The sequence below is a fragment of the Massilia sp. FBCC-B171 genome, from assembly GCF_059134155.1.
This window is the reverse complement of record NZ_CP101443.1, coordinates 3,724,258-3,744,900: the sequence shown is the minus strand read 5'-3', so window position 1 is coordinate 3,744,900 and position 20,643 is coordinate 3,724,258. Positions and strand designations below refer to the sequence as shown.

The following is a 20,643-nucleotide window of genomic DNA, read 5'->3' as shown; positions in this document are numbered from 1 at the left end:
GAGTTGCCTTGTTCGTTCTTGTGGCTCAGGCGGCCACGGATTTGATGCGAATGAGTTTGCCGTCGACCACGTGCAGGCCGCATTCCTTCGACTCGGGGTTTTCCCACCACCAGCGTCCGGCGCGCACGTCCTCGCCCGGCTGGACGGCGCGGGTGCAGGGTTCGCAGCCGATCGACGGATAGCCGCGGTCGTGCAGGGCGTTGTACGGGACATTGTTGGCGCGGATGTATTCCCAGACCTCGGCCTCGCTCCAGTCCGCCAGCGGATTGAACTTGGCCATGCCGTGCGCCGCATCGTCTTCCTGCACGTTCAGTTCGGCGCGCGTGCTCGACTGGGCCCGGCGCTGGCCCGTGATCCAGGCCTTCTTGCCGGCCAGGGCATGCCCGAGCGGCTCGACCTTGCGGATGCGGCAGCATTCCTTGCGCATCTCGACGCTGTCGTAGAAAGCGTTCAGGCCGTTCTGCGTCACGTAGCGGTCCACCGCCGCAGGGTCCGGGCGGAACAGGGCGACTTCATAGCCATAGGTCGCCTTCACCGCGTCCAGCACGGCCAGGGTTTCCTTCGGCAAGCGGCCCGTTTCCAGCGAGAAGATGCCGATCGGCAGCTGTGCGCGCAGGATCAAGTCGGTCAGCACCATGTCTTCGGCCGCCAGGCTAGACGCGAACACGGCCGGCGTGAAGTCGGCGGCGATGCGCGCCAGGATGGCTTGCGTGTCGGCGACGCGGAGGGCGAGATCGCTCATGCTCGACCTCAGATCCCGGCGCCGAGGTCGCTGTGCTCAAGCGGCACGTCGCGTTCCTTGCGGCGGAACAGCGGCAGCGGCTGGTCGACCGAGGCCTGGTAGGTTTCCGAGAACACGGTGAGACCCTTCAGGGCCTCGTGGATCGAGCGGTCCTGGCGGGTGGCATAGGCATTGAAGCCCACGCGCGACATCGAGAAGAGTTGATCGCGCAGCACGTCGCCGATGGCGCGCAGTTCGCCCGTGTAAGCGAGGCGCTTGCGGATGTTGTAGGCGATCGAATAGCCGCGGCCATCGCTGAACTTCGGGAAATCGACGGCGATCACGGCAAAGCGGTCGGACTCGCCCTTCAGGACTTCGAAACGCTCGTCGGCGGCGATCCAGACGCCGAGTTCCGCGCGCTTGATGAGCGCGTCCTTCTGCGCCAGCCAGACCGTCAACGGGACAATGACCTTGCCTTCAGGGACGACGACGGCTTCCGGCGTGTCACCTTCGGCCAGGCGCAGCACGCTCCAGTCGTCAGCGACGACTTCGCGGCCCTTGATGATTTCTTTATGTGCTTCAAGCATGGTCTTCCCCAACCAGTTCGCCCGCCGCGATCGGCGTGGCATACACGTGTTCCTTGAATGGCGCGATACCGAGGCGCTGCGCCGTCTCGGCGAAACGCTCGCCTTCGAAACGGTTCTGCACATACACCTGCAACAGGCGCGCCACGACTTCCGGCATCTGGCCGCCGGCAAACGACGGGCCGATGATCTTGCCGATCGCCGAGTTATTGCCCTGTGCGCCGCCGATCGAGACCTGGTACCACTCGCTGCCATCCTTGTCGACGCCCAGCACGCCGATCGAGCCGACGTGGTGGTGGCCGCAGGCATTGATGCAGCCCGAGATGTTCAGTTCGATGTCGCCGATGTCGTGCTGGAAGTCGAGGTTGTCGAAACGCTCGGCAATGGCGGCGGCAATCGGGATCGATTTCGCATTCGCCAGCGAGCAGAAATCGCCGCCCGGGCAGGAAATGATGTCGGTCAAGAGGCCGATGTTCGGCGTAGCCAGGCCCTTCGATTTGGCCAGGCTCCAGACTTCGAACAGGTCCGACTGCTTGACGTCGGCCAGCACCAGGTTCTGCTCGTGGGTCACGCGCAGTTCGCCGAAGCTGAACTTGTCGGCCAGATCGGCCACGAAATCGATTTGCTCGGCGGTCGCGTCGCCCGGCGGCACGCCGGTTTTCTTCAGCGACAGAACGACCGAGGCATAGCCCGGCACTTTGTGCGGCTTGACGTTACGGTTGAGCCAGTTCGCAAAGGGCTTGCTGTCCGCATGGGCTGCGACTGGATCGATGTTCTCGAGCGTGGCGTAGGCAGGCGCTTCGAAATAAGCCGCGACGCGGTCGTATTCTTCGCGGCTCAATGTTTCCGGGCCATCCTTCAGGTCTTGCCACTCTTCTTCGACCAGGCGCGAGAATTCTTCCACGCCCAGGGCTTTCAACAGGATCTTGATGCGGGCCTTGTACTTGTTGTCGCGGCGGCCGTACGAGTTGTACACGCGCATCACGGCTTCGGTGTAAGTGAGCAGATGCTGCCAGGGCAGGAAGTCGCGGATCACGCTGCCGATGATGGGCGTGCGGCCCATGCCGCCGCCGGCCATGAACTTGAAGCCGGCTTCGCCCGCTTCGTTATGGGTGAGCGTGAGGCCGATATCGTGGATCGCGATCGCGGCGCGGTCTTCCACGGCGCCATTGATGGCAACCTTGAATTTGCGGGGCAGGGCGATGAATTCTGGGTGGAAAGTGCTCCACTGGCGAAGGATCTCGGCGAACGGGCGCGGATCCATGATCTCGTCCGCGGCCACGCCGGCGAACTCGTCGGTCGTAATATTGCGGATGCAATTGCCCGAGGTCTGGATGGCATGCATTTCCACCGAGGCCAGGTCGGTCAGGATATCCGGCGTTTGTTCCAGCTCAATCCAGTTGAACTGGATGTTCTGGCGCGTCGTGAAGTGGCCATAGCCGCGGTCGTACTTGCGGGCAATGTGGGCGAACATGCGCATTTGCGCGGTCGACAGCAGGCCGTAGGGCACCGCGATGCGCAGCATGTAGGCGTGGCGCTGCATGTACAGGCCGTTTTGCAGGCGCAGCGGCAGGAACTCTTCTTCGGTCAGCTCGTCGTTCAGGCGGCGCGCAACCTGGTCGCGGTATTGCGCGATGCGCTCGCGGACGATGAGATGGTCGTATTGGTCGTAACGGTACATGTGGAATCCTATAGGACGGGTATGAGTACCCCTTAGCTAGCCTGAATGGTACGCCCAGGGGGCTTTATTCCAAACGACTGACAATTTATTTGCTTATATACGGTAGGGGCATAAGCAATCGCATAAAATACGGGTTGACGTTTTCCATACCATCAGACAACAACAGGAATGAACCTTCACCAACTGCGTTTCGTGCGCGAGGCCGTGCGCCAGAACTACAACCTGACCGATGCCGCGAAGGCCTTGTTCACGTCCCAGCCCGGGGTGTCGAAGGCCATCATCGAGCTCGAAGAAGAGCTCGGCGTCGACATCTTCACCCGCCACGGCAAGCGCATCCGCGGCCTGACCGAGCCGGGCCGGCTGGTGCTGGAATCGGTCGAGCTGATCATGCAGGAGATCGAAAGCCTGAAACGCATCGGCAAGGAGTACGCGGCCCACGACAGCGGCAGTTTTACGATTGCCACGACCCACACCCAGGCGCGCTACATGCTGCCGAAAGTGGTGCAGGCTTTCATGGTCAAGTTCCCGAAGGTGCGCTTGTCTCTTTTGCAAGGCAATCCGAAGCAGATCGCCGACATGGTCAAGAGCGGCCAGGCCGACCTGGCGATCGCTACCGAGGCCATTGCCGCGATGGATGGGCTGGTCACCTTGCCCTGCTACCAGTGGGAGCACGTGGTGGTGGTGCCGCCGGAACACGATTTATTGCGCTCGAAAGCGGTCTCGCTGGAAGAAATCGCCGGCTACCCCTTGATCACCTATGACGCGGCCTTTGCCGGGCGCAGCAAGATCGACCACGCGTTCAACCTGCGCGAACTCAAACCCGACGTGCTGCTGGAGGCGATCGATGCCGACGTCATCAAGACTTATGTCGAGCTGGGCATGGGCGTGGGCATCATCGCCGGCATGGCCTTCGATCCGGAGCGCGACCGCAACCTGCGCACGATTCCGGTCGGGCATTTGTTCGGCATGAACGTCTCGCGTGTGGCGGTAAAGCAGGGCGCCTACCTGCGCAGTTATATTTATACTTTCATCGAGCTGCTGGCCCCGAGCCTGACGCGCAAGATGGTCGAAGCCGCAATGCGCGGCGGCGAAAACTACGAGCTGTAAGCATTTTTAGACGCGAACCATGAACAATCAACACGTAGCAAAATACTATGCCCTGCTGGGCGAAGCCCTCGAAGACAAATACCTCGAGCCGGACATGGACGAGGACATCGACGACATGAGCATCCACCTCGGCAACGTCCTTGCCGGGCACACGGTGCTGGAACTGGGCTGCGGCACCGGTTTCTGGACCGAAGTGGCGGCCGAATCGGCGGCTTCGGTGCTGGCTGTCGACATTAACCCCTCGCTGGTCGACATCGCCCGCGAGCGTCCGATGACCGAAGGCAAGGTCACGTTCCGCGTGCTGGATGCCCTCGACCTGCCTGAAGATATCGGCAAGTTTTCGGCGGTGCTGGTCAGCTTCCTGTGGGCGCACCTGAACAAGAAAGAGCAGGAGCAACTGCTGGCGACCTTGAAGAAGCGCCTGGGCAAGGACGTGCTGCTGGTGATCCTGGACGATGCCTTCGTCGAAGGCTTCAGCGAGACCATCGCGCGCACGGATGCGGACGGGACGACCTACCAGATCCTGACCACGCCGGAGGGCGAACGGATCGAAGTGCCGAAGAGCTACCCGTCGGACAGCGCCTTGCGCAAGCGCCTGGGGGATGCCGTGAAGCAGATCAAGATCGAGCGGATCGAGTTCTTCTGGATCCTGACCTGCCGCTTGAAGTAAGCGGGCAATAAAAAAAACGCGCGTGCATCCTGTGCACGCGCGTTTTTCATTCCACCTTCAGATTTAGAACGCGTGACGCACACCGACCGTGAACGCGGTCGGATCGGCGCCCAGCGCGGTCGCCACCGGCGTCAGGTTGGTCGACGACGAGTTCAGGCCGAACACGGCGCGCTCGTTGTTGCGCATCGAACCGTAGCTCGTGTACACGTTGGTGCGCTTGGACAGCGCGTAGCTGTAGGCCACGGCCCAGGCATCGCCCTTGGCGCCGCTTTCGATTTCATTGCGCTGCAGGTTCACGAAGAACTTGTTCGCACCCATGGTGTAGGCCGCGCCCAGGTTCATCTGCTCGAACTCGTTGTTCGCACCGGCCTGGTCGGCCGACAGGTAGTTGGCCTTGATGTCGAAGTCGCCCAGCTTGACGCCGGCACCAAAAGCCAGTTCCTTGTCGTCCTCAGTCGCCAGGCGTTCCAGTTCGTGGTAGCCGGCGCCCAGGTAGAAGGGACCCTTCGCATATTCCAGCGCCACGCCCATCAGGTTGCCCGACGGGCCGTCGGTGGCGCGCTCGCCGGCCGAGTAGGCCGCCAGCAGGGAAAAGCCCGCCATCGGGGCGCTCTTGAAGTTCACCGAGTTCGACAGGCGGCGCGTCAGGCGGTTGGCGTTGAACGCGGACAAGTTACTGCCGTAGAAACCCTGGCCGAAGACGTCCGTAGCGGCAGCGACCGACGCGATCGGGCTGTATTCGCGGCCCACCGTCAGCTGGCCGAAACCGCCTTGCAGGCCGACCACCGAGCGGCGCCCGAACAGGGCCGAGTCAGCCGCGCCGGTGTCGAGTGCGACGCCGGCTTCGATGTTGAAGATCGCCTTCAGACCATTGCCCAGGTCTTCGGTGCCGCGAAAGCCCAGGCGGCTGCTCGACTGGTTGCCCGAGTTGATGACGGTGCGGCGATTTTCGCCCGGTGCGTCGGAATCCTCGCTGGCGATGGCCGCGTCCATGACGCCGTAGACGGTGACGTTGGTCTGCGCATACGCGAACAGCGGAAGGGTCGTGATCAGCGCGGCGGCCAGGGCTTTGTATTGCATGAAGATCTCCAATAAGGGTGACGAAGGATTGAGTTGGCTTGCGGCAAACTCAAGGTCCAGCGAATCTTATCGAAGCAATATTTCCGGCTGATGACAGCTTGCTAAACGAGGTGGTGTTTTACTGGGAGAACGATATCGATGCGCGTGCCCGGCGCTTCGTCGGCGCTGATGGTGATGTCGCCGTTCAGGCCCCAGACCCGTTCGCGCATGCCGATCAGGCCCAGCGACGCGGCCTTTTCCATGTCTTCTTCGCGGATGCCGCGGCCATCGTCGCGGATGGTAATCAACAGTTCGCTGTTGATGCGGTAAAAATTCATCGTCACCTGGCTCGCTTGCGCATGGCGCGCGATGTTGGTCAGCGCTTCCTGCACGATGCGGAAGATCGCCGTGCTGGCCTGGTCGTCGAGGCGCAATTCCGCTTCGTCGGCCAGCAGTTGGCAGGCAATGCCGTGGCGTTCGACGAAATCGTCGCGCAGGCCTTGCAGGGCGAAGAACAGGCCGCCTTCGTCGAGGGCGCGTGGGCGCAAATTCGTCGCGATGCGGCGCAGCGAGGTGATGGCGGTGAGCAGGTTGCCGTCCATGCCTTGGATCAGGTGCAAGGCATTTGGTGTATTGCCGCAGGCTTCCTGCAGCAGGGTCAGGTCCATGCGCAGCGAGGCGAGCAGCTGGCCGAGGTCGTCGTGCAGTTCGCGCGCGATGTGGGTGCGTTCTTCTTCGCGGATGGTCTGCAGCGCCGACGACAGCTGGCGCAATTGGTCGTGCGAGCGAGCAAGCTTGCGTTGCACGCGCTGGCGCGCCGAGACGTCGCGCAGGATGATGGTGTAGACGGTGCCGCCGTCCTGCGTGGTATCGGCGATCGAGCCCTCGATGGCAAAGGGTTCGCCCCCGGCGCGCAGGCCCATGCCGGCGTAATCGGTGCCGCGGCGCCCGGCGCGGCCATCGGCCTGGAAATAATCGAGCGGTTTGGCGTCAATCGTGTGCGGCGCCTGGATGAAATCGGACAGCGGCCTGCCTTCCATCTGCGCCACCGTCACGCCGAACATGCTGGCCGCGGCCGGATTGGCCAGCACGATGCGGCTGTTCTCGTCGGCAGCGATGATCGCTTCGCCGGCATTGTGGACGATGCGCCGGCTGTCGTGGCCCGGCCCCTCGGCCGCGCCGTTGCCCTTGCTCCGGGCCAGCAAACGCCCGCCCAGGAAGCCAAGCGCGAGCATCGCCAGGCCGCGCCCGCGTGGGCGCGCACTGTGCTGTTGTTTCATGTGGATAGACGCCTGCGGTAATGTCCGCGCATGCGGACCAAACGCTACGATACGGCGGGCGGGGAGAGGGGTGCTTGAGGGACGACAAGCGGGACGGATGAGTCCGGGACGGTGGTGCATCGTATGGGGTCATTCAGGCCAATGGCCCTTAATAATCCCGTACGTCATACCGAAGCCAAGGGCTTACATCTGCTTGAACAAATGCAGGAAGCTGCGGCTCACTTCCAGCTTCTCCGACCTGCCCTTGACCAGCACCAGATGCCGTCCGCGGATGTCGCGCGTCACGCCTTCGATGGCGTTCACGTTTACCAGCGTGGCGCGGTGGATCTGCCAGAACAGGGCCGGGTCGAGTTCGTCGGCCAGGTCGCGCACCGGTTTGCGGATCAGGGCTTCGAAGCTCGCCGTCTGCACGCAGGTGTATTTTTCGTCCGAGCGGAAGAACAGGATGTCCTCGACCGGGATCATGCGCAAGTCCTGGCCGATGCTGGCCTGGATCCATTGCAAATGCTTCGGCTTCGGTGCGGCGATTTTTTCGGCCAGCTGCGACAGCATGGCGGTGACGCTGTCGTTCACCACCAGGCCCGGCTTGTCCAGGCGCGCCTTCAGGCGTTCGACGGTCACCTTCAGGCGCTCGGGTTCCGAGGGTTTCAGCACGTAATCGACGGCGCCGCGCTCGAAGGCCTCGACCGCATACTGGTCGTAGGCGGTGACGAACACGATCTGGCTGCGATCGCCGATTTCGCGCGCCGCTTCGATGCCGGTCTTGCCAGGCATGCGGATATCGAGGAAAGTGAAATCGGGCTTGCACTGGCCGACCAGTTCGACCGCTTCCTCGCCGTTTTTCGCCTCGCCCACGATGTCCAGTTCCGGCCACACCTGTTCCAGGCGCATGCGCAGTTGGTCGCGCATCAGTCTTTCGTCATCGGCAATAATTGCGGTCGGCATGGTTCGGTCCTGGCGGAAAAAGGGAGTGACAATTATTCAACGAAACGGCGCCGCAGGCAAGGCCGGCAGTCGCCACGATTTTCAGGAGCGCACTCAGCGTCCAACCTGATACGGAACCTCGACCATCGCAATCACGCCGCTCGGGCTGTTGGCGGCGATGTGCAGCTGGCCGGCTTCCCCGTGCAGCAGGCGCAGGCGCTCGCGGATGGTCGGCAGGCCCAGGCCCGTGCCGTTGCTCGGCACCACGCCGAAACCGACGCCGTCGTCGGTGACGGTGATGCGCAGCTTGTGGTCGGCGACGTCGGCGACAATTTTCAGGGTGCCGCCTTCGGGTTTGCATTCGAGACCGTGCTTGATCGCGTTTTCGACCATCGACTGCAGCATCATCGGCGGGAAGGCTGCGCTGCGCAGGCCATCGGGGATGCGCATGTCGACCGTCAGGCGTTCTTCCATGCGCATTTTCAGCAAGTCCAGGTAGGCCGTCACCATGTCGACTTCGCGCCCCAGGTTCGTCACCAGGGTGTTGTCGCGCATTTGCGGCAGCACCGCGCGCAGGTACTGGATCAGGCTGCGCTGCATGGCCGAGGCGCGCGGCGGATTGGTTTCAATCAGGTGCTCGACGGAAGCGAGCGTGTTGAAGAGGAAGTGCGGCTCGACCTGCGCCTGCATCATCTGCATCTTCGCTTCCGACAGCTGGCGCTGCATCGATTCGCGCTCGGCGGCGGCGTTCGCACTCTGGGTCTGCTGTTCGGCGCGTTTCTTGCCGCCCATCAGGGCCTTGATGCCGAACAGCGCCATCACCAGCAGCAGCACGAAGCTGTTGAACCAAGTCGATGCTTGCTTGTGATAACGCGACACTTTCGCTTCGGCCGCATCGTCGACGGCGCCTTCGATCGCCACCGACAATTCTTCGGCGATCTGCGGCGGCAATTCGATGTGGACGGCGTCGCTGCCCGGATGGGCGCCTTTCGGCAAGGCCAGGTCGGGCGCCGTTGCCAGCGGCGCACTGCCGGAACCGGTGCCGGGGGCCGGCGGCGTCGCGGCGGGGGCGTCCGGCGCGGGCGGCGCCGGGGGCAGGGGCGGCGACTCGGGCGTGCCGGGTTTCGGCTTGTTGCGGGGATTGAAACGGATGCCGCTGTCGTCGATCACGATGCTGGTCTGGTCGCGCCGCGCGGCGCGCTCGCTGGCGGCAATCTCGACTTCGCCGCCGGAGAACAATTCTTCCTGCAAGATGGCGCCGGCAATCAGGGTCAGGGCGGCGAACAGGAAGAATTTCCACCACGACAGCTGGGTGACCCAGGTGGCGACGGCGTCGAAGGCGCGGTAAAGCGACGACAGGACGCCGGAAAAATAGTGGTGGGTGGAGCTGCGCGCTTGCATGTCAGGTCTTGTCATCGATTCGTGGGCGGAGCGAGTGTACCGCGTCCCCGCTACCCGGTGCCGGTTTGCCTTATCCAAATGGCATTCCATGGCATCCAGGTTGTTGGAATGTCGCAACTTTATCTGCCGGCACACGGCGCCGCATGCGCTTTGCGACAGCCTGCACGATGCGGGGCGTGGAATGCATACGGTGGCGCCAGGACCGCTTGTCGCTGGCTAAAAGTCCCTGCAAAAATCAAGACCAAAACTGACGGCGGGAAACTTTGCGCGGTATGATAAAAACACATCTCACCGCTTTTTCGACGAAAGGGTCCGCCGATGTCTGCCGTTCCAAAACAATTCCGCCTCGTTACCCGCAGCGATTTCGATGGACTGGTCTGCGCGGTCCTGCTCAAGCACCTGAACCTGATCGACGATATCCTGTTCGTCCACCCGAAGGACATGCAGGACGGGAAAATCGCGATCACGAACCGCGACATCACGACCAACCTGCCCTATGTGGCGGGCGCGCACCTGGCGTTCGACCATCACCTGTCCGAGACCATCCGCAATACCGGCCTGCGCGCCAACCACGTGATCCAGCCCGAAGCGCCGTCCGCGGCGCGCGTGGTCTGGGACCACTACGGCGGCCAGAAGGTGTTCCCGGTAGCCTGGCTCGACATGATGGCGGCCGTCGACAAGGCCGACAGCGCCCGCTTTTCGCGCGAAGAGGTGCTGGAGCCGGCCGGCTGGAACCTGCTCAACTTCCTGATGGACGCGCGTACGGGACTGGGGCGCTTCCGCGACTTCCGCATCTCGAACTACCAGCTGATGATGGAACTGATCGAGGCCTGCCGCACGCATTCGATCGACACCATCATGGCCCTGCCCGACGTGCAGGAACGCACCAAACTCTATTTCGAGCACAGCAACCTGTGCAAGGAACAGATCCGCCGCTGCGCGCGCGTGCACGGCAACCTGGTCGTGCTCGACCTGCGCGAAGAGACAACCATCTTCGCCGGCAACCGATTCATCATTTACGCGCTGTTCCCGGAGACGAATATCTCGATCCACGTGCTGTGGGGGCTGAAAAACCAGAACACGGTGTTCGCGACCGGCAAATCGATCCTGAACCGGACCTCCAGGACCAATATCGGCAGCCTGATGCTCGAGTATGGCGGGGGCGGGCATGAGAATGCGGGGACTTGTCAGGTGGATAATGCGATGGCGGAGGATGTGCTGGGGGCCTTGATTCAGCGGATTACGAGCGAAGGTTAGGGTTCGTTGAAAGAGGTGTGCGGGTGGGGTGGGGCTGTTGCCTGTTCCTTCCGCGGTGTTTTTAATCCGCGTGGGCACGGGGTGCCCACCCTACGGTTACCGATAACGGCAAGGTCATACGAAACCCGGATACGTACCGTATCTCGTAGGGTGGGCACCCGTGCCCACGCGGATTAAAAACACCACGAACGCCACAGGCAACAGCCCCACAAACTGTAGCGAACCCAGCCCCACTAAGCCGGCATCCGATCCCGCACCAGCTCCCGCGCCGCCTCCACCGTCATCGGCTCGCTCAGCAGCATCCCCTGCAGCGCCTCGCACCCATGCATGGTGAGGAAATCGCGCTGCGCGCGCGTCTCGACCGCTTCGCCGATCACCTGCATTCGGAGGTTGTGTCCGATGTCGATCAGGGTGCGCACCATGGTGCCGCCGTCGCCCTCGGGTTCGTCGGCGAGGATGGCGTGCACGGCGTTTTTCGACAGTTTCAGCTGGCCCACGGACAGCTCGCGCAGGAAGCCGAGGTCGGTCATGCCCTGGCCGAATTCGTCGATCGACAGCGTCAGGCCGAGCTGGCGCAGCTGGGTGGCGAGGTCGCGCACCTGGCCCGGATTGCGGTTGACGGCTTCCTCGCGCAGTTCGATTTGCAGGCTGCCGGGCGTGAGGCCATAGGCCACCAGGCGCGAGGCGATGCCCGCCACGAAACCCTGCTGGCCGTATTCGCGCGCCGACACGTTCACCGTGACGGGCACGTCCGTCACGCCCAGATTTTTCAGGTCGAACAGGAAAGCGCAGGCCTGGTCGAGCACCCAGGCGCCGAATTCGACGATGCGCCCGTTTTCTTCGGCTTCGGCCAGGAAGCCTGACGGCAGCAGCACGCCGTGCTCGGGGTGCTGCCAGCGCAGCAGGGCTTCGAAGGAGGCCACCTTGCCGCTCCTCGGGTCGATGCAGGGCTGGTAGAGCATGAACAGTTCGCCGCGTTCGATCGCGTGCGACATCGAGGCGTCGAGGCGCTGGCGGGCCTCGGTGGTCGATTTCATGTCGTTCGAGAAGAAGTAGATCTCGTTGCGGCCGGTGGCCTTGGCGTGGTACATGGCGACGTCGGCCGAGCGCACCAGGTCGACCGCGGTGAGGCCGTCGTGCGGATAGACCGCGACCCCCAGGCTGGCTCCGACTTCGATCTCCTTGTGCATGAAGTTGACCGGCTGCGTCAGTCCCTGGCGCAGGCGCTCGATCATGCGCAGCGTGTAGCGCAGCGAGGGCTGGTTGACCAGCACCAGCACGAATTCGTCGCCCGACAGGCGCGCCACCGTGTCGCTGTCGCGCACCGAGGCCTGCAGGCGCCGGGCGACGACCTTCAGCACCACGTCGCCCGCTTCGTGGCCATGGGTGTCGTTGATGCTTTTAAAATTGTTCAGGTCGATCAGGAGGACGCCGACCAGCGACTTCTGGCGCTGCGCCATATGCAGCGCCTGGTCGAGGCGGTCCCACAGCAGGTTGCGGTTGGCCAGGCCCGTCAGCGGGTCGTGGTTGACCTCGTGCTCGAGGAGGGCGGTGCGCTGCTTGGTTGCCGTGACGTCCAGAATGACGCCGATGAAATGGGTGGTAACGCCGTGTTCGTCGAGGACCGGCGTGATCGAGAGGTCGTTCCAGAACAGTTCGCCGTCCTTGCGCATGTTGCGAAATACCACGTTGACCGCCTGGTGCGCTGCGATCGCTTCCTGCACCTGGAAGCGCTCGTTCGTGTCCATGCCCGGCGCTTCCATGAAGCGCGAATCGCGCCCGATGACTTCGTCGGCGCTGTAGCCGGTGATGCGCTCGAAGGCCGGGTTGACGTATTCGATCGGGCAGTCGGCCCCGTCGATGCCGGTGATGACGATGCCGTTGCTGGCCGCATGCAAGGCCCGTTCGCGCAGGCGCAGCATGCGTTCCTGGCGGCGCCGCGCCGTGATGTCCATGCCCATGCCGAACAGATATTGCCCGCCATTGCAGTTGACGCGCGCGCCGCACAGCAGCATCGGCGTCTCGCGCCCGCTGCGCGCGATGACGTCGGCCTCGATCGTGACTTCCTCGCCGTCCTCGAAGACGCGGCGCATGCTCTCGGCGATCAGCGGCCGGGTTTCAAAGTCGAACAGCTCGAGCGCGGTGGCGGAGGCCATCTCTTCGGGGGCGAGCTCGGTGACGCGTTCGTGGTTGCGGTTCCAGAGCACGAAGCGGCCCTCGCGGTTCAGGGCGTAAACGGTGCCGGGCAGGAAATCGACGAGGGCGGCCAGCGGGGTGCGGCCGACCAGTACCGAATCGGGCGTGTCGTCGTCGTGCACATTGTCGATGGCCGCCACCCAGAAACGCGTGACGCCGTCGGCGCCGGTCTGGGGCTGGAGCGCCAGGTTGGCCGCCACCGTGGTACCGCCGGCATGGCGCAGCACGACCTGGTTGGAATGGCCATGGTTCTCCGCGAGCCCGTGCCAGCGCGCGCCCCAGTCCCTCGGGTCGGTTCCGACGAGGAGATTACCGAATGCGTGCCCGATGGCATTTTCGGCGGAAAAACCCAGCAGCTTTGCGCACGCATTGTTCCAGGTCGCAATGATGCCTCCCTCATCGACAAGGAAGGCCGCATTGGCAGTCGGTACGGGCATGGTCATGCTGGGCGCCTTTGAAAGTGGGCATCCTCAGTTGGACTAGCCTAGCCTACACCCGTTCCCGAACTTCTGTCGCGGTTGTTCCAGAACAAAAAAACCACGGCTGAGCGTGGCTTTTTTCGAAGGGGAAAAGGCCCAAGGGCCTCAAGCCGCGGCGCTCTCCAGCTTTTCCGGCAGGACGATCTCATTGTTGACGCTGAACTGGTAATCCTTGAACACGTGCTCGGCGCTCATGATCTGGTAGTCGCCGTTCGCCAGCTTGTGCGTGGTGTCCTTCAGGCGGTAGGTGTAGTGGCCGCAGGTCCAGCAATTGTAGTTGCGCATGTGCGTGCACAGGCAGGTCTTGTCCATCACTGGCGGATTCTTGACGTCCGGATTGGCCAGCACTTCGCGGTTGTACGAATTGATGTAGGCGCAATTGCCGGTCGCATCGAGCAGATAGCCGTAGGATTCGCAGCCCGGACGGATGCCGGAACCGATGGCCGGCGTGCTTTTCAGCATGCGCATCGGATAGCCGGTCGGGGAGATGCCATTGACGATGATGTCTTCTTCGCTGGCGCGGAAGTATTCCTGCTTGACGCTGTCGGGCATGCCGCACTCGCGGGTGACGGTGAAGCGGGTCGCCACCTGCACGCCGCCCACGCCTTTTTCAAGGAAGGCCACCGCGTCCGAGCCGGTGAACACGCCGCCGGCCGCGATCAGGGGGATATCGATGTTCTCGGCGCGCATGTAGGCGATGATCTCGTCGATGATCAGGTGCAGGTCGTAGTTCTTCCAGTCGAAGCCGAAGCCCAGGTGGCCACCGGCCAGGGGACCCTCGACGATGATGAAATCGGGCGGGCGGTTCAGCTTGGCGACCTTGCGCAGGAACAGCTGCAGCGCCCGCACCGAAGACACGATGATGCCGAGCTTGGCTTCGCGGAAGCGCGGGTGATCCTTGATCAGCTCGAAGGAACCCAGGTGCAGGCCGGCCGACATGGTGATGCCGTCGATGCCGGCGTCCAGCGCCGACGCCAGGCGGGTGCGCAGGGTTTCCTTCGGCGCATTCATGGTCAGCTTTTCCATGCAGTTCACGAAAATCAGGCCATCGCCTTTTTTCGCCGCCATGGTCGCGCCCACGTGCAGGCGCGTCGCTTCGGCCAGGCGCTCGAGGTCGAACTTCACGACCGCCTTGTCCATGTTGTTGATGTTGAATTTGTAGAGCTTGGTCTTGTCCTTGACGAAGGTCGTTTCGAACTTGCGGTCCGAGACGTCCTGCACCATTGCGTCCGAGATGTGGCCGATGCCGCCCAGGCGCGCCGCTTCCAGCGCAAGCTCGGAGGTCGAAATATCCACGCCCATTCCACCAATCATGATGGGCACGTATTCGTTGTTGCCCAGACGCAGGCGGAAATCATCAACACGTTTCATTGCTATCCTTAGACTACCGAAGTTGCTCTGGCTCAAATTTTATGCAGCCTGATTCGAGCGAGTTTGTTCAGCCTCAATTCTACCCCAAGCAAAAAGGGGGCAGCGCGAGGCGTGCAGCGATCGAAGATGGCGCGCGAAACGGAGCGCTGCCCCGGTTCGCATTCGAGCATGATTTTTAATCGCGGAAGTTGTTGAATGCCAGCGGCAGGTCCAGGATGTCCTTTTTCAGCAGGGCCATCGCGGCCTGCAGGTCGTCGCGCTTGGCGCCGGTGACGCGCACGGTTTCGCCCTGGATGCTGGCCTGCACCTTCATCTTGCTTTCCTTGATCGCCTTGGTGATCTTCTTGGCGTCCTCGGTCTCGATGCCGTTGCGCACCTTGATGAGCTGCTTGACCTTGTCGCCGCCGATCTTCTCGACCTTTTCCTCGTCGAGGAAGCGCACGTCAACTTTCCTCTTGGTCATTTTATTGACCAGCACGTCGTACACCTGGCTGAGCTGGAAGTCGGAATCGGCGAACAGCGTCAGTTCTTTTTCCTTTTGCTCGACCTTGGCCGAGCTGCCCTTGAAGTCGAAGCGGGTGGTGATTTCCTTGTTCGATTGCTCGACGGCGTTTTTCACTTCGACCATGTCTGCTTCGCAGACCACGTCAAACGATGGCATGGTGGTTTCCTTTTATTTAGGTAAGGCTGAATTTGCGAGTGGCAGTATTTTAACGGACTAGCAAGAATAGAACGACCGTTTTTGCCGGACGGGCTAGCCCAGCCTCTATAATCACCCGGATTTCGCCCTCTCGACCGTTCATACCTCATGCCTATCGCACTCCCGATCGAACACGACGTTCCGCTGCAAGCCTTCAATACCTTCGGCCTGGCCGCCAGCGCGCGCCGCTACCTGCGCGTGACCAGCGCGGCGCAACTCGGCGCCCTGCACGCCGACGCCGCGCTGGCAAGCCTGCCGCGCTTCGTCCTCGGCGGCGGCAGCAATGTGCTGCTGACGCAGGATGTCGAGGCCCTGGTGCTGCACATGGCGATCGCAGGGCGCGAGATTGTCGGCGAAGAAAACGGCAAGGTGCTGGTGCGCGCCGGCGCCGGCGAAAACTGGCACGCGTTCGTCGACTATACGCTCGCGCAAGGCCTGGGCGGACTGGAAAACCTGTCCCTGATTCCCGGCACCGTGGGCGCGGCGCCCATCCAGAACATCGGTGCCTATGGCCTGGAAATCAAGGACGTCTTCCATTCGCTGACCGTGTTCGACATGGTCACTGGCACGCAGCGCAGCTTGAGCGCGCTTGACTGCCGCTTCGGCTACCGCGACAGCGTCTTCAAGCACGCGGCCGGGGTGAATCTCATTGTGCTGGATGTCACCTTCGCCCTGCCGCGCGCCTGGCAGCCGAACCTGCGCTATGCCGAGCTGGCCCAGGCCGTCGAGGCCGCGGGGTTTACTGCGCCGACGCCGCGCCAGGTGAGCGATACCGTGATCGCGATCCGGCGCCGCAAGCTGCCCGACCCGGCCGAGATCGGGAATGCCGGCAGCTTCTTCAAGAATCCCGTGGTGCCGGCAGCCGCTTGCGCGGCCTTGCTGGAGCGCTTCCCGCAGCTGGTGCACCACGTGCAGCCGGACGGCAGCGAAAAGCTGGCGGCGGGTTGGCTGATCGACCAGTGCGGCTGGAAAGGCAAACAGCTGGGCGCGGCCGGCGTCTATCCGAAGCAGGCGCTGGTGCTGGTGAACAATGGCGGAGCGACCGGGGCGGAAGTACAGGCGCTGGCGCGCGCGATCCAGCACGATGTGCGGGAACGCTTTGGTGTGGAACTGGAACCGGAACCGGTATTCGTCTAGACGTAGGGTGGAGTCCTGACTCCATGCGGTAATTAGGCGCGGAAAGCCGCCACGCGGTTGCGTCCACGCGATTTGGCCGCCTGCACCGCCTCGCCGGCACGCGCCAGCACCGCGTCGAACACGCTTTCCTCGGACGGCACGGTCGAGGCCACGCCAACCGACATCGTCACGATGCGCCGCTCCGGCAATGGATGCGACAGCGCCAGGCGCTCGAGCGCCGTGCGGCAGGCTTCGGCCACCTGCACCGCGCCATCGAGGCCGGTGTCCGGCAGCAGGATCGCGAACTGCTTGCCGTCGTAGCGCGCGGCCAGGTCGGACGGGCGTTTCAGCTGGCCGGTCAGCACGCCGGCCATCTTGCGCAGGCACAGGTCGCCCGCTTCGCGTCCCATGCGGTGATTGAAGTAACCAAAACTGTCGACGTCGCACACCAGCAGCGAGAGCGGCTGGCCGTTGCGCCGTGCGCGCTGCCATTCGCCTTGTGCCACCTGGTCGAAGCGGCGCCGGTTCGGGATGCCGGTGAGGCCGTCGACGCCATCGATGCGGTCGAGTTCGGCCTGGGCGCGTGCCAACAGCGCCTGGGTCTCGGCCAGGCGGCGCAGGGCGTCCTCGCGTTCCGCCACGGCCTGGCTGGCCTGGGCGTGGTAGCGCAGGCGCGCCAGCAGTTCGGTGCGGGTCGGCAGTTCGGCCAGGTAGTCGCTGGCGCCGGCGGCAAAGGCCGCGTCGCGCCCGGCGTTGCCGGCATTCGGCGCCAGCACCAGCAAGGGCAGGCTGCCGAAGGCTTGACTGGCGCGGCAGGCGCGGATGAAGTCGCCGCTGTCCTCGCGCCCGCCCAGTGCGCGCACCAGCACGGTGGGACGCAGGGCCGCAGCCTGTCCCAGCGCCTGGGCGGCATCGGTGAGCACCAGTTCGATATCGTCGGCCCCGGCCAGCATCTCGCGCAGCGCACCGGCAAACGGCGGCGCGCCTACCAGCAGGACGCGGCATGGACTGTTCAGTGACGCAAAGGCAGTAGCAGAAGGCATCTGATGGGGACGGTAGACAGGGCGGCCCCATTCTACCCCGAGGAACTTGCAAAATGTTGCATCACGCCTACTTTGCCTGTCTGCATACAACGGTCTGCGGCGGCCGCCCGCATTCGGCTATCCTTCAATATCATTTCATCAAGGGGAGAACATGAAAGCCATCGTTACCGGCCACACCAAGGGGCTCGGCGCCGCCATCGCTGCCGAACTGATCGAACGCGGCATCCCCGTGCTCGGCCTGGCGCGCGGCCGCGCCGCAGCAGATGCGACCTTGCTGACCCAGGTCGAGGTCGACCTCTCCGACAGCGCCGCCCTGGCCGCCTTCGTATCCAGCGATACGCTGGCAAGCTGGCTGGGCGACGAGGGGGCGACGCTGCTGGTCAACAATGCCGGCGTCGTGAGCCCGGTGGGGCCGCTGGCCGAACAGGACCCGCTCGACTGCCTGCGCGCTGTTACCCTGAACGTGGCCGCGCCGCTGGCGCTGGCGGCGGCCGTGGTGCGCGCCAGCCGCGGCGAACGGCGCATCCTGCACGTCTCGAGCGGAGCGGGGCGCAATGCCTACCCCGGCTGGAGCGTCTACTGCGCCACCAAGGCCGCGCTCGACCGCCACGCCGAAGCGGTGCTGCAGGATGGCGACGCCACGGTGCGCTGCACCAGCCTGGCGCCGGGCGTGATCGATACCGGCATGCAGGCGCAGATCCGCGCCACGCCCGCGTCGAATTTTCCGATGAAGGAGCGGTTCGTCCAGATGAAGCAGGAAGGAGCGCTGGCCGCACCCGAAGACTGCGCGCGCAAGCTGGTCGACTACCTGCTGGCCGAAGGCTTCGGGCGCCAGGCGGTCGCGGATTTGCGCGACGCCTGAGGGCCTGGCTGCGCTTGCGCCGCGTCCAGGCGGCGCAGCGCCCTCAGTGCTGGCGCATCGATGATGCAGATGCTGCGATGGTGGACGGTTATCAGACCGGATTCGTTCAAGAGCGAGATGGTACGGCTGACCGTTTCCAGCGTCAGGCCGAGATAGCTGCCGATCTCCTGGCGTGTCATGCGCAAATTGAAGGCTGTGCTCGAGTAGCCCATCGCGGCATAACGGTCGGACATCGCAACGAGGAAACGGGCGACACGCGCTTCGGCAGACAGGGTGCCGAGCATGCCGACGAGCGCCTGGCGCAGGGCCAGTTCGCGGCTCATCATGTGGACCATGAGGTGTTCGATATCCGGCGTCACGCGGCTGAGATTGTTCAGCCGGGCGAACGGCAGCAGGATCAGGTCGCAGTCCGACAGCGCCCGCGTTTCGGACGTATGCGTGCCGCCGTGGATTGCGTCCATGCCCATCATGTCGCCCTTCATGGGAAAGCACAGCACCTGTTCGTTGCCGGCCTCGTCGACCACGGCGGTTTTCAGGAAGCCCGCATTGATGACATGGAGCGTGTCGAAGGTCTGGCCCATCCGGTGGATCCGCTGCCCGGTGCTGCACTGCACCCGCTGGAACAGCACCCTGGCCGAAGCGGGCGAGGCGGCAGGAACCTGCAGCAACGCACACACCTCCTCCAGCGTGGACCACAGGGGGCCCTGGCACTGGCGTCCTGCCTGGAGATAGCTCAACGATGCCGCCTGCGGCCGGTGGGCTGTTACCGAACCTTGCTGCTGCTCCATGATTGCCTCCTGTATGAGATGCGCCCGGCCGGGCGGTGTCAGGCCGGGGATGCAGCCCGGGCGGACAGTGTCTGCCCGGCCCGCCGGCGCGGCACTGTTGCCCGCGCGCTCGCAGTGCCGTCCAGCACGCGCTTTGCCAGTGCCTCGGGCACGCCGGTTTCACGCAAAAACGCCTGCGCCACGGTAAAACCGAGGTTGTCGCGGTACGCAATGGCCACATCGACCAGCGTGGCAAGGATCGGATCGGCGCGCCGATCCCCGCGGCGTTCTGTCAACGCGTTCTCCACCATCTCTCCCCAGGATCTGCATTGCCGCTTCCCGGCACGGGCGGCCGGGTCGAACGGTCGCGCTATTGCACGGTGATGAGGTCGACCTCGAAGATGAGCGGCGCATCCGGCGGAATCGACGTTCCGCTACCCGCGCGTCCATATGCCATCGCGGCCGGGATGATCAGGGTGCGCTTGCCACCCGCCCGCATGCCTGGCAGACCCTGGTCCCAGCCGGCAATCACCTGGCCGGCGCCAAGCCGGAAGCTGAAGGGGGTTTTGCCGGCGGAGGTGTCGAACTGGGCGCCCTTGAAGTCGGGCCTGGTCGCGTCATACAGCCATCCGGTGTAATTCACTGTCAGCGTGCGTCCCGAACTGGCAATGGCGCCCGTGCCCAGCACGGTGTCGATGCGCTGGAAAGCCGGACCCTGGCCGGGCGTTGTGGTCGCGCGCTCCTTGGTATAGCGCGCGTCCGCGAGGTAGCCGCCGCCCGCGGGCGAGAGCAGCACCAGGTCGCCCTTGTCGAGGGTGAGCGCAGCGGCCGCATTCGCTGCCGGTTGCAGCCCGGCGTCGGTACTGCACAGCGGCCCGTCGGCATACGCGATACACCATGTGCGCACGCCGGCCGCATTCGTGCTGGCCGTCACCGCCGGGCCGCTGCGGGTGCGGGTGTAAGCGGGAATCGTGATCGTCACCAGGTCGAGCGGCACCTGCTGCGCTGCTGCGCCCGCGCTGAGGATTGCGCCGGCTGTCGTCGTGCTGCCGTAGGCCAGCGAGAAATCCGCGCTCAGGGTCTCGGTGCCGGCCACGGCGCCCGTGCAGTTATCGGTGGCGTGGAAGTTGCGCACCAGGTTCAGTTGCACCGCATTCGCGCCGCCGGCGGACGGCGTCACGACCGCCGTGTCCTGCATGCGGCCCTGGCAGGGGCCGTACCAGGTACCGACGTAGGGCGCCAGGGTGGTCGGGCTCGGCGGCGGCGGGGGCACGGTCACCGGAGGGTTGACGCTGGCGGTGTTCGTACCGGCGCTTGCGCCACCACCACCACCACCGCCGCCGCAGCCGCTCAATCCCAGGCACAAAAACACGAGCAGTGCAGTGTCCGGCAAGCGGGACCGATTATCAGGCAATAGTGCAGGCA

General features: G+C 64.1%; 19 protein-coding genes. 5 read left to right on the top strand and 14 right to left on the bottom strand.

Annotation, left to right across the window (positions count from 1 at the left end; translation table 11 throughout):
• Positions 1 to 25 precede the first annotated feature (25 nt).
• The 3 genes from NMB41_RS16945 to NMB41_RS16935 are packed head-to-tail and all read right to left on the bottom strand — an operon-like array spanning position 26 to position 2,986.
• Positions 26 to 742: a phosphoadenylyl-sulfate reductase gene (locus tag NMB41_RS16945; protein WP_494378975.1), complete on the bottom strand. Its 717-nt coding sequence runs from the start codon at positions 740 to 742 to the stop codon at positions 26 to 28.
• 8 nt (positions 743 to 750) lie between these two features.
• Positions 751 to 1,308: a DUF934 domain-containing protein gene (locus NMB41_RS16940; RefSeq protein ID WP_494378974.1), complete on the bottom strand. Its 558-nt coding sequence runs from the start codon at positions 1,306 to 1,308 to the stop codon at positions 751 to 753.
• Positions 1,301 to 2,986: a nitrite/sulfite reductase gene (locus NMB41_RS16935; protein WP_494378973.1), complete on the bottom strand. Its 1,686-nt coding sequence runs from the start codon at positions 2,984 to 2,986 to the stop codon at positions 1,301 to 1,303. The genes NMB41_RS16940 and NMB41_RS16935 overlap by 8 nt, the downstream gene beginning before the upstream one ends.
• Before the next feature lie 168 nt (positions 2,987 to 3,154).
• On the opposite strand from NMB41_RS16935, the gene NMB41_RS16930 reads away from it, so the two are divergent.
• The gene (locus NMB41_RS16930; RefSeq protein WP_494378972.1) at positions 3,155 to 4,093 is read left to right on the top strand and encodes a CysB family HTH-type transcriptional regulator; all 939 of its coding nucleotides are present in this window, start codon (positions 3,155 to 3,157) and stop codon (positions 4,091 to 4,093) included.
• A gap of 19 nt (positions 4,094 to 4,112) precedes the next feature.
• Positions 4,113 to 4,763: a class I SAM-dependent methyltransferase gene (locus tag NMB41_RS16925; protein ID WP_494378971.1), complete on the top strand. Its 651-nt coding sequence runs from the start codon at positions 4,113 to 4,115 to the stop codon at positions 4,761 to 4,763.
• Between the two features lie 63 nt (positions 4,764 to 4,826).
• On the opposite strand, the gene NMB41_RS16920 is transcribed toward NMB41_RS16925, so the two are convergent.
• The 4 genes from NMB41_RS16920 to NMB41_RS16905 form a co-directional block, all read right to left on the bottom strand.
• Complete coding sequence (locus tag NMB41_RS16920) at positions 4,827 to 5,843, bottom strand: porin (protein ID WP_494378970.1); 1,017 nt, start codon at positions 5,841 to 5,843, stop codon at positions 4,827 to 4,829.
• Between the two features lie 101 nt (positions 5,844 to 5,944).
• A complete protein-coding gene (locus tag NMB41_RS16915) occupies positions 5,945 to 7,102 on the bottom strand; it encodes a PAS domain-containing sensor histidine kinase (RefSeq protein WP_494378969.1) in 1,158 nt (385 codons plus the stop codon).
• Between the two features lie 183 nt (positions 7,103 to 7,285).
• A complete protein-coding gene (locus tag NMB41_RS16910) occupies positions 7,286 to 8,047 on the bottom strand; it encodes a LytR/AlgR family response regulator transcription factor (RefSeq protein WP_494378968.1) in 762 nt (253 codons plus the stop codon).
• A gap of 93 nt (positions 8,048 to 8,140) precedes the next feature.
• Positions 8,141 to 9,427 (bottom strand): sensor histidine kinase, encoded by a 1,287-nt coding sequence (locus tag NMB41_RS16905; protein ID WP_494378967.1) that lies wholly within the window; start codon positions 9,425 to 9,427, stop codon positions 8,141 to 8,143.
• A 318-nt stretch (positions 9,428 to 9,745) separates the two neighbouring features.
• Between NMB41_RS16905 and NMB41_RS16900 the strand changes: the two genes are divergently transcribed.
• Positions 9,746 to 10,684: an exopolyphosphatase gene (locus tag NMB41_RS16900; protein WP_494378966.1), complete on the top strand. Its 939-nt coding sequence runs from the start codon at positions 9,746 to 9,748 to the stop codon at positions 10,682 to 10,684.
• A 233-nt stretch (positions 10,685 to 10,917) separates the two neighbouring features.
• On the opposite strand, the gene NMB41_RS16895 is transcribed toward NMB41_RS16900, so the two are convergent.
• The 3 genes from NMB41_RS16895 to NMB41_RS16885 all read right to left on the bottom strand — a co-directional run bounded on the left by NMB41_RS16895 (position 10,918) and on the right by NMB41_RS16885 (position 15,391).
• Positions 10,918 to 13,323, bottom strand: coding sequence for a putative bifunctional diguanylate cyclase/phosphodiesterase (locus NMB41_RS16895; protein WP_494378965.1), 2,406 nt, complete (start codon positions 13,321 to 13,323; stop codon positions 10,918 to 10,920).
• Positions 13,324 to 13,464: 141 nt separating this feature from the next.
• A complete protein-coding gene (locus NMB41_RS16890) occupies positions 13,465 to 14,730 on the bottom strand; it encodes a nitronate monooxygenase (RefSeq protein ID WP_494378964.1) in 1,266 nt (421 codons plus the stop codon).
• 175 nt (positions 14,731 to 14,905) lie between these two features.
• A complete protein-coding gene (locus tag NMB41_RS16885; protein ID WP_494378963.1) occupies positions 14,906 to 15,391 on the bottom strand; it encodes a YajQ family cyclic di-GMP-binding protein in 486 nt (161 codons plus the stop codon).
• A 147-nt stretch (positions 15,392 to 15,538) separates the two neighbouring features.
• Between NMB41_RS16885 and murB the strand changes: the two genes are divergently transcribed.
• The gene (murB, locus tag NMB41_RS16880) at positions 15,539 to 16,567 is read left to right on the top strand and encodes a UDP-N-acetylmuramate dehydrogenase (protein ID WP_494378962.1); all 1,029 of its coding nucleotides are present in this window, start codon (positions 15,539 to 15,541) and stop codon (positions 16,565 to 16,567) included.
• A 32-nt stretch (positions 16,568 to 16,599) separates the two neighbouring features.
• On the opposite strand, the gene NMB41_RS16875 is transcribed toward murB, so the two are convergent.
• On the bottom strand, positions 16,600 to 17,589 hold the full coding sequence (locus NMB41_RS16875; RefSeq protein ID WP_494378961.1) for a GGDEF domain-containing response regulator: 990 nt from the start codon (positions 17,587 to 17,589) through the stop codon (positions 16,600 to 16,602).
• A gap of 151 nt (positions 17,590 to 17,740) precedes the next feature.
• Here NMB41_RS16875 and NMB41_RS16870 point away from each other — a divergent pair, with 151 nt between their 5' ends.
• Positions 17,741 to 18,451: an SDR family oxidoreductase gene (locus tag NMB41_RS16870; protein ID WP_494378960.1), complete on the top strand. Its 711-nt coding sequence runs from the start codon at positions 17,741 to 17,743 to the stop codon at positions 18,449 to 18,451.
• Here NMB41_RS16870 and NMB41_RS16865 read toward each other — a convergent pair.
• The 3 genes from NMB41_RS16865 to NMB41_RS16855 form a co-directional block, all read right to left on the bottom strand.
• Positions 18,394 to 19,239, bottom strand: a complete 846-nt coding sequence (locus tag NMB41_RS16865; RefSeq protein WP_494378959.1) for a Crp/Fnr family transcriptional regulator — start codon at positions 19,237 to 19,239, stop codon at positions 18,394 to 18,396. The genes NMB41_RS16870 and NMB41_RS16865 overlap by 58 nt on opposite strands.
• Before the next feature lie 38 nt (positions 19,240 to 19,277).
• Positions 19,278 to 19,514 carry a hypothetical protein gene (locus tag NMB41_RS16860; protein WP_494378958.1) on the bottom strand — a complete coding sequence of 79 codons (237 nt, stop codon included), beginning with the start codon at positions 19,512 to 19,514 and terminating at the stop codon, positions 19,278 to 19,280.
• Positions 19,515 to 19,588: 74 nt separating this feature from the next.
• The gene (locus NMB41_RS16855; protein WP_494378957.1) at positions 19,589 to 20,611 is read right to left on the bottom strand and encodes an FKBP-type peptidyl-prolyl cis-trans isomerase; all 1,023 of its coding nucleotides are present in this window, start codon (positions 20,609 to 20,611) and stop codon (positions 19,589 to 19,591) included.
• Positions 20,612 to 20,643: the final 32 nt, after the last annotated feature.